Genomic DNA, 8148 nt, shown 5'->3' with positions numbered 1-8148 from the left:
CCACCACCTGGAAGATGGCGCCCGCCCCCAGCGACAGGAACAGCACGGCGGCGGCCGGGTTGTAGCTCAGGCCCCCGATCCAGGTGCCGGCGATCGTTGGAATTCCCGCGATCGCGCCCAGCAACAGAAGCGACCCGATCGACGGACGCTCCCGCGCCAGGGGAGCCACGATCCCAAGCCCCTCGGTCGTGTTGTGCAGGATGAACCCCAGCACGAGAAACGACGTGAGCCCGACCTCGCCGAGCGAGTACGCGGCGCCGATGGCCAGACCTTCGCCGAGGTTGTGGAGTCCGATTCCCAATGCCACCAGCAGAGCCACGTAGAACGGCGACGCCGATCCGCGCCGGCTTCGCATCCATCCCCCGATGCCGTAGAGCAGCGCGATGGACAGCAGCACGCCCAGGACCACCAGTCCGAACCCCTGGAGCGCGCCGGGCACCAATGCCGACACCTCCAGCGCCTCGTGCACGGCCTCGGCCCCCAGGAAGACCAGCAGTCCGGCTGTGAGCGCCAGGAAGAAGTTCACCCAGCGCGGACGCAGGGAGCTGAGGAACGGAAGCCACAGCAGTCCGAGCAGGACCGGCACTACGCCGACCAGCGCTCCTAGCAGCGTGAAGGTGAGCAGCGTGGAGCGCGTGACGTCCGGCGTCCGGACCGCGACCGGTATCTCGTGCGCGAACGCCACTCCCGTGGACGAAAGCAGGACCACCTGGTGCGTCTCGCCGTCCACCCATGGATAGTCGATGCGGACGCGGCGCGAGCCCAGCCGGTCGATCTGTCTGCTGCCGTCCAGCTTGTACGGCCAGAAGGCGCCGTCCACCTGGATCTGAGCCACCGTCACCGGCTCCGGGCCCCCGTTGGTGACGTGCAGGTCGATGCGGCGCGGCCGTTCGTCCAGGACCGCACGGGTGATCGTCAGCTCCTCGACGGGAGGGGCGTCGCCACGAAGGTTGCGCAGCGGGTCGGCAACCAGGAACAGAGCGACCAGTCCGGCGAGAAGGACCAGAGGGACGAGCCCCGCCACCCAGCGCGCTCGGGGCGCGGGCGGGTTGGACGCCGGCGGCCTCGGGATCACGCCGGCCGGCCCTCCACCACGTCGAAGCTGCCCATCCAGCCCAGCTCGGCGAACTCGCTCTGGTGGGCGTGGAACATGTACAGGCCCGGCTCAAAGCCCCGGAAGTTGAACTCCAGGATCCCGCGCTGCGCCTGGCACTGCATGATCGTGTCGACGGTCTTCAGCGTCGGCTCGAGCGTGGTGCCGTGGTCGTAGTAGTCAAAGAAGTTCGCGTGGAGGTGAATCGAGTTGATTGGGTCGAACTCGGTGATGTTGACGAGGTAGATCCGGACGTCCTCCTCGGTCCCCACGACTATGGGGGCCTCCGCGTACGCGAAAGCGACGGTGTTGACGGCGTAGACCTCGTTCTCGTCGTCGAAGTTGGTGTCAAAGGCGTTCATGACCATCACCATCTCGCGCACCCCCGCCTCTCTGGCCCCCTCGAGGGTGCGTCGGCGAGCGGCGTCGGACTTGTCCGCGTGGCGGGCCGGGTCGGGGTCGATGATGAACGCGCCATACAGGCCCTTGTGGATGTGGCGCTTCAGCGGGACCGCGTGGCAGTGGTACAGGTGACAGCCGAATGGGAACGCGTCGAACTCGTAGATCGTCCGGCCCCCGGGCTCGATCATGCCCGCCCCCACCCCTGGGACGCCGTCCATTCGTGCGGAGTGGATGCCGTGAAAGTGCATCGTGTGTGGGTGGGTGCCGCCGTTGATGAACTCGATGCGGATGCGGTCGCCTTCCGTGCACCGCAGCGTCGGGCCGGGTACGCGTCCGGCGAAGGTCCACGCCGGGAAGAACAGACCCGGCGCGATTTCTATCTCCTTGTCCACGGCTATCACGCGGTACTCGCGCAGGGTGCGGCCGTCGGGCATGGTGCTGGTGGTGCCCAGGTCCCAGTCGTAGAGGATCTTGGTTGGGTCGAAGCCGTTGCGCGCGTGGTCCACGCGCCTTCCCGCGGTCCCACCGCTGTGGCCGTGGTGGCCGGCGGGGTCCTGCTGGCTCGCCCGGCCGCCGGTCCCGTGCCGGGCAGGGTCGTGCGTGACCGGTGTGGGGGAGGGGGCGGCGGACGCGAACCTGCCCAGCGCCCCGGCCGCCACGACACCGCCGGCCGCCGCGGATCCCGCGCGGAGCAAGTCCCGGCGCGACATCGTCGTGTCTCGGACGGGAGCCGGGTCGTCTGCCCTCCACCACCTCAGCCTCATGAGGCCTCCTCGTCCAGGCCGTCCACGAACACGCACTCCGCGGCGCGCGCGCCCAGCTGCCGGACGCGCCTGCCCACGCGGATGCGGACGTCGCCCCCGAACGGAGTGGACGACAGCACGGTCACCTCGGCCCCCGGACGGATCCCCAGGGCCCCGAGGTGGCGCAGCATCTCGGGGTCGCGGTCGCTCACGCGGCGGACCACGCACCGTGCCCCGTCATGGAGCTCCACGAGCGGAGGGTAACGACTGCTGTCCACGGTCAGGTCGGCCGTGGGGATCGGGTCGCCGTGCGGGTCCTCCGTGGGGTGACCGAGCAGCGCGTCCAGCCTCGACTCCAGGTGCTCCGACAGCACGTGTTCCAGGACCTCGGCCTCCTCGTGGACCTGGTCCCAGTCCATCCCGAGTTCCTTTACGAGGTACAGCTCCAGCAGGCGATGGTGCCGGATGACCTCCAGGGCCTGGCGGACTCCCGCCCGCGTCAGCTTGACCCCCTGGTAGCGCGAGTGCCGGGCCAGGCCCTGGTCGTGCAGCCGCCGCACCATCGACGACACGGAGGGAGCCCGGACGTCGAGGCGGTCGGCGAGGTCCGACGTGGACACGTGGGAGCCGTCGCCACCCAGCTGGTAGATGGCCTTCAGGTAGTCCTGCACCGCGGAGGACGAAGACATCGATGCAACCTAACATAAAAGTTAGGTTCGGCTAAATCATTGCTCCAGCGGCTCGAAGTGGATCGTGAGCGTGATGACGCCGGGAAAACGTCGGTGCGCCTCGGCCTCCACCCTCAGGGAGGCCGCGTGCATGTGCTCGATCGGCGTCTCGGGCGGAGCGTCGCAGTGCAGGACGACGTGGACTCCACCGTCCACGGAGCTAACCGCAACCTCGTGGCACCGGACGATGGGGGAGTGGGACTCCGCGATTCTCCTGAGCGCGCCGACGAGGTCGTCACGCTCGTCGCTGACCACCGTTCCCGGGACGTCCTGGGCTTCCCTCGGCTCGAGGTGGACTTCCACGCGAGCCACGTCCGCGATCTCCCGGCGCAGCTCGGCCTCCAGCTCGTCCGCGACGCCGTGCGCCTGCGAAAGAGGCATGGCCGGATCGACCTTGGCGTGAAGCAGCAGCCACAGCCCTTCCGGGTGGCGGATCGTCAGGACGTTGTGGACCTGGTCGGCAAGGCCTACCCGCGCCGCCGCGGCCAAAACTGCTTCCGTGACGTCTTCGCCGGCCCGGGAGGGGGCCACTCGCGCAGTGGCGGACACCCCCGGCATCTGGCCGGCGAGAGTCCCCTCCACCGCCCGCGCGATTTCGTGGGACCGCTCCACGGAGGCGGTGCGTCCGACTTCGATCGTGATGTCGGCCAGCGTCTGCGGTCCGGACCGCCTGACCCGGATGTCCGAGACGTCCAGCACCCCTTCCACATGGGACGCCGCCTCGCGCAGGCGGTCGTCCAGCCCCTCGGGGCTTTCGTCCATGAGTGTGTGGACCGCCGAGAGCCCGAGCTTGACCCCCATCGCCCACACCAGGGCGACCACCGCCAGCGCAGCTACCGGGTCGGCTCCCGGGACCCCGAGCCTGGCCAGCGCCAGGCCCGCCAGCACGGCTATGGACGACAGGGCGTCGGCGGCGAAGTTGGCGGCGTTGCCGGCCAGCGCAGGGCTGTCGTGAAGATCGGCGGCCTTGCGAAGTGAGCGCGCCCGGCTGGCGTCGACCACGAGCGACGCGGCCACCAGCCCCACCGCGTACCACGGAGGCTTGGCGGAGGAGCCCTCCATCAGCCTCTGGACGGCTTCCCTGGCGATAAAGCCCCCGGCCAGGATCAGAAGAGCGGACTCGGCCAGCGCGGCCAGGTTCTCCGCGCGTCCGTGTCCGTACGGGTGCCGGCGGTCGGGGGGCCGGTCGGCGAGCCGGACCGCGGCCAGCGTGAGGACCGTCGCTCCGGCGTCCAGGGCCGAGTGAAGAGCGTCGGAGATGACGGCGATCGACCCGGACGCGATGCCGACGGCGGCCTTCGCCGCCGCCATCACCAACGACACCGCCAGCGACACGGCCGCTGCGCGCCTGGCCCCGGACCTTTTGTACGACCCCCCGGGCTGAACCAAGCCTGACCTCCGCGTCCCGGTCCGCTCGTTGCGAGGACGATCGTTCACTCAAGCCGCCGGTGTGTCCGCTGCTCCCGCGTCGCGAAACTTCGGTATGAGCGCAAAGAGAGTGCTTGCTCCGACGGATACGGCCGCCATGCCCATTAGAGCAGTCCCACCGGTGGTGGCGTCCATGAGTGCGCCGCCTGCCAGCAGTCCCAGCGGGCGGAGCCCCACGGAGATCGTCCGTGAGGTGCTGCCGACGCGCCCCAGCAACTCGTCCGGAGTGGCCGAGGCCCTTAGCGTCATGTACGCAACGAGCTGGATCGCCAATGCCCCGCCCAGAACGAAGGCAGCGCTCAGGTACGTCCTCGGGAGCCGCGTCCGCGTGACCACCAACAGCGCTGCTCCCGTCACCACACCACAGGCCGCCATGCGCAGGCCCAGTCGCGTGCCGCCGAGCCGGCCCGCCAGCAGCGACCCACAGAGGTAGCCGACCGACCAGGCGCTGCCCAGCAGGCCGAACACCTGCGGACCGAGGCCGCGGTCCACCGTCAGGTAGAAGGCGAGGGCAGGCAGGAGCGCAGCCGAGGCGATCGTCATCACGCTCCAGTACGCGATCGTCAGGCGCAGGACCATCGTCCGCCAGACGAAGGTGATCCCCTCGCGGATGTCCACGAGGAGCCGGGGGGTCGGGCCGGTACGGTCGGCCCTCAACGACCGGCGGACCATCAGGAGCGACGCGGCGGACAGGCCGAACGACACGGCGTCTATGGCGATGGTGGCGGCGCCGCCGATCCTGGAGACGAGAATCCCGGCCAGGGCGGGGCTCACGATGAATGGGATGCTGAGTGTGGCCTCCATGTAGCTGTTGGCGCGGGCTAGGTTGTCCCGGCCCACGAGCTTCGGGATGGAACTGGTGTAGGCCGCGTCGGACACGACGCGGAGCAGGTTGGCTGGGACCGCGACGATGATGATCACCGAGATGACCGGCAGCCCGAGCCAGAACGAAAGTGGGATCAGAAACGTCAGCACCGCCCGGCCCAGGTCGGCCAGGAACATCATTCGGCGCCGGTCCCAGCGATCCGCAAGGGCCCCGGCGGCTACTCCCACGATCAGGTCGGGCGCGACCTGGAGCGCACCTACCAGTCCCATAAGCGCACCGGAGCCCGTCAGCGACAGGATGAGCAGGGGCATCGCGGTGATGGAGATAGCGTCGCCGAGGGCGGACAGAGCCTGTCCGGCAACCACGACCTTGAAGTCGCGATTGGCGCGCAGTGTGGTCCGTGCGTCCGCACCGATCGCAGGTCCTTCTCCGGAAGGCCGCATGGACACGATGCTGACGTGTTTGCTCCGTGCCGCGCGGACCCACCCGGCGCCGCGGGTGTGATGGCCGTCGAGCCTCAGCCTTCCAAGCACAGATTTCCCCCCGCGACATCCGGCGATGAGCGGGGCTGGGTTTCGGAGGGGGCCGATCTGGAGCCGGGAACGCTCCTGTTGGCATACCGGTCGGGGCTGTTCCCGATGCGCTCGCCACAGGGGCAGCTGACGTGGTGGTCTCCAGACCCGCGCGCGATCCTCCCCCTGGACGGCCTTCGTGTCAGCCGCTCGCTGAACCGGGCGCGCAAGAAGTTCCGGACGACCGTCGACGCCGCCTTCGAGCAGGTGCTGCAGGGCTGCTCGGACCGTGCCTCCGGTGAGTATGTGTGGGTGACCGACGAGGTCCGCGCGGCGTACACGCAACTACACGAGCTGGGCTGGGCTCACAGCGTCGAGGCCTGGACTATCGGCGAGGGAGAGGAGCCGGAGCTGGCGGGCGGACTCTACGGCGTCGCCATCGGCGGACTGTTCAGCGGCGAGTCGATGTTCAGCCGCCGGGCCGATGCCTCCAAGGTCGCACTCGTCGCGCTCGTCGAGCTGCTGAACGCGGCCGGGGGTGACACGGCCGCCCGCATGATCGACGTCCAGTGGGAGACGCCACACCTGGCGTCGCTGGGGGCGGTGGAGCTGCCGCGCCAGGAGTATCTTCGCCGACTCGGCCGTGCCCTCGAGCAGCCGCATCCGGCTTGGCCCGAGCCGTCGCATGGGAGCGGCGAGCCGGGTTAACCCCGGCGGCCCCTCTGTGGTCGCTATGCCCGTTTTCCGAAAGTGACGCTGGACCCTACACGCCGACAACAGCGTTAGACCGTTTGCGATGTGGGCAAGTGTCGCGACGATGTCGATATCCGTTCCTATACTGCAGACGTGCCGCGACCAGCGGCTTTGCGCGGCCGCCAATGGGTGAGCGAGGTGCCGTGAGCCGAGGATCCGAAGAGGGCCATTTCGCCGACGTCGAGCGGGAGCTCGAAGAGCTTCGCGCGCAGCTGTCGGAACTGAACTCCTCCGCCCGGCGCCGGGGGGACGCGCGCAGCGTCCGGCATATCGAGGAGCAGCTCGGCGACCTGCAATCGCGTTTCGTGCAGTCGCTCCAGCAGAACGAGCGCCTCGTGGCGATGCTTCAGGAGGCGCGTCAACAAGTGGCGCTTCTGCGCGAGGAGGTCGAGAAGCTGACGGCTCCGCCGTCCGGATTCGGCGTGTTCCTCGGCCTCAACGGCGACGGGACGATCAACGTGTTCACCGGCGGCCGCAAGCTGCGCGTGAACGTCCACCCGTCCATCGACGCAAAGCTGCTCGGCCTCGGACAGGAGCTCGTCCTCAACGAGGCCCTCAACGTCGTCGAGACCAGCGGGTTCGAGCCGGCGGGAGAGGTCGTCACCCTCAAGGAGGTCATGGAGGACGCCGACCGCGCCTTGGTCATCTCTCGGGCCGACGAGGAGCGCGTGGCGCTGCTGGCCGAGCCGCTGCGCGACGTCCACCTTCGTGCCGGCGACCACCTTCTGTACGACACCAGGTCCGGCTACGTGCTGGAGAAGCTGCCAAAGCCCGAGGTGGACGAGCTGATCCTGGAGGAGGTCCCGGAAGTTGAGTACCACGACGTCGGGGGACTGCGCGCGCAGATCGAGGCGATCCACGACGCCGTGGAGCTGCCGTACCTGCACGGGGACCTGTTCGCCGAGCACAAGCTGCGGCCCCCAAAGGGCGTACTCCTGTACGGGCCCCCGGGCTGCGGCAAGACCTTGATCGCGAAGGCCGTTGCAAACTCATTGGCCAAGCGCGTGGCCGAGAAGACGGGGCGTCCGGACGCTCGCAGCTACTTCCTCAACGTCAAGGGCCCCGAGCTGCTCAACAAATACGTCGGTGAGACCGAGCGCCAGATCCGGCTGATCTTCGCGCGCGCCAAGGAGAAGTCCAGCGAAGGCGTGCCGGTGATCGTGTTCTTCGACGAGATGGACTCGCTTTTCCGCACCCGAGGCACCGGCATCTCAAGCGACATGGAGACGACGATCGTCCCGCAGTTGCTCGCCGAGATCGACGGCGTGGAGTCGCTGCGCAACGTAATCGTCATCGGAGCGTCCAACCGCGAGGACCTGATCGACCCGGCGATCCTTCGACCGGGGCGCCTGGACGTGAAGATCAAGATCGAGCGTCCCGACTCTGAGGGGGCGTCCGCGATCTTCGGGATCTACCTGACCCCCGACCTGCCGCTTCACCCGGAGGGCCTGGCGAGAACCGGCGGCGACGCCGAGGCCACTTGCCGCTGGATGATCGACCGCGTGGTGCAGGCGATGTACGAGTCGTCGGAGGACAACCGGTTTCTCGAGGTCACCTACGCCTCCGGGGACAAGGAGGTCCTGTACTTCAAGGACTTCTCGTCGGGCGCGATGATCGAGTCGATCGTGCAGCGCGCGAAGAAGATGGCGATCAAGCGGCTTCT

Annotated in this window: 7 protein-coding genes; 2 read left to right on the top strand and 5 right to left on the bottom strand. The window is 68.8% G+C overall.

All coding sequences use genetic code 11. The features are described 5' to 3' along the window. From VNE62_09950 to VNE62_09930, 5 genes are all read right to left on the bottom strand, one after another. Positions 1-1075: ZIP family metal transporter (locus VNE62_09950; protein ID HVE92601.1), on the bottom strand; the 1075-nt coding region annotated here is incomplete at its 3' end. Next, complete coding sequence (locus VNE62_09945; protein ID HVE92600.1) at positions 1072-2259, bottom strand: multicopper oxidase domain-containing protein; 1188 nt, start codon at positions 2257-2259, stop codon at positions 1072-1074. The genes VNE62_09950 and VNE62_09945, both read right to left, overlap by 4 nt. After that, positions 2256-2927, bottom strand: coding sequence for a metal-dependent transcriptional regulator (locus VNE62_09940; GenBank protein HVE92599.1), 672 nt, complete (start codon positions 2925-2927; stop codon positions 2256-2258). The genes VNE62_09945 and VNE62_09940 overlap by 4 nt, the downstream gene beginning before the upstream one ends. 36 nt (positions 2928-2963) lie before the next feature. Further along, positions 2964-4355: a cation diffusion facilitator family transporter gene (locus tag VNE62_09935; protein ID HVE92598.1), complete on the bottom strand. Its 1392-nt coding sequence runs from the start codon at positions 4353-4355 to the stop codon at positions 2964-2966. Positions 4356-4403: 48 nt separating this feature from the next. Further along, entirely contained in the window at positions 4404-5663 is a 1260-nt protein-coding gene (locus VNE62_09930; protein ID HVE92597.1) for an MFS transporter, read from the bottom strand. A 15-nt stretch (positions 5664-5678) separates the two neighbouring features. Here VNE62_09930 and aat point away from each other — a divergent pair, with 15 nt between their 5' ends. Both aat and arc read left to right on the top strand, forming a co-directional pair. Beyond that, on the top strand, positions 5679-6440 hold the full coding sequence (aat, locus tag VNE62_09925) for a leucyl/phenylalanyl-tRNA--protein transferase (protein HVE92596.1): 762 nt from the start codon (positions 5679-5681) through the stop codon (positions 6438-6440). Between the two features lie 188 nt (positions 6441-6628). Continuing rightward, on the top strand, positions 6629-8148 hold a 1520-nt coding region (gene arc / locus VNE62_09920; protein HVE92595.1), incomplete at its 3' end, for a proteasome ATPase.

The sequence above is a fragment of the Actinomycetota bacterium genome (assembly GCA_035536535.1).
GTDB lineage: Bacteria > Actinomycetota > JAICYB01 > JAICYB01 > JAICYB01 > DATLNZ01.
The sequence above is the reverse complement of the archived record's forward strand: the minus strand, read 5'-3'. Positions and strand labels throughout refer to the sequence as shown.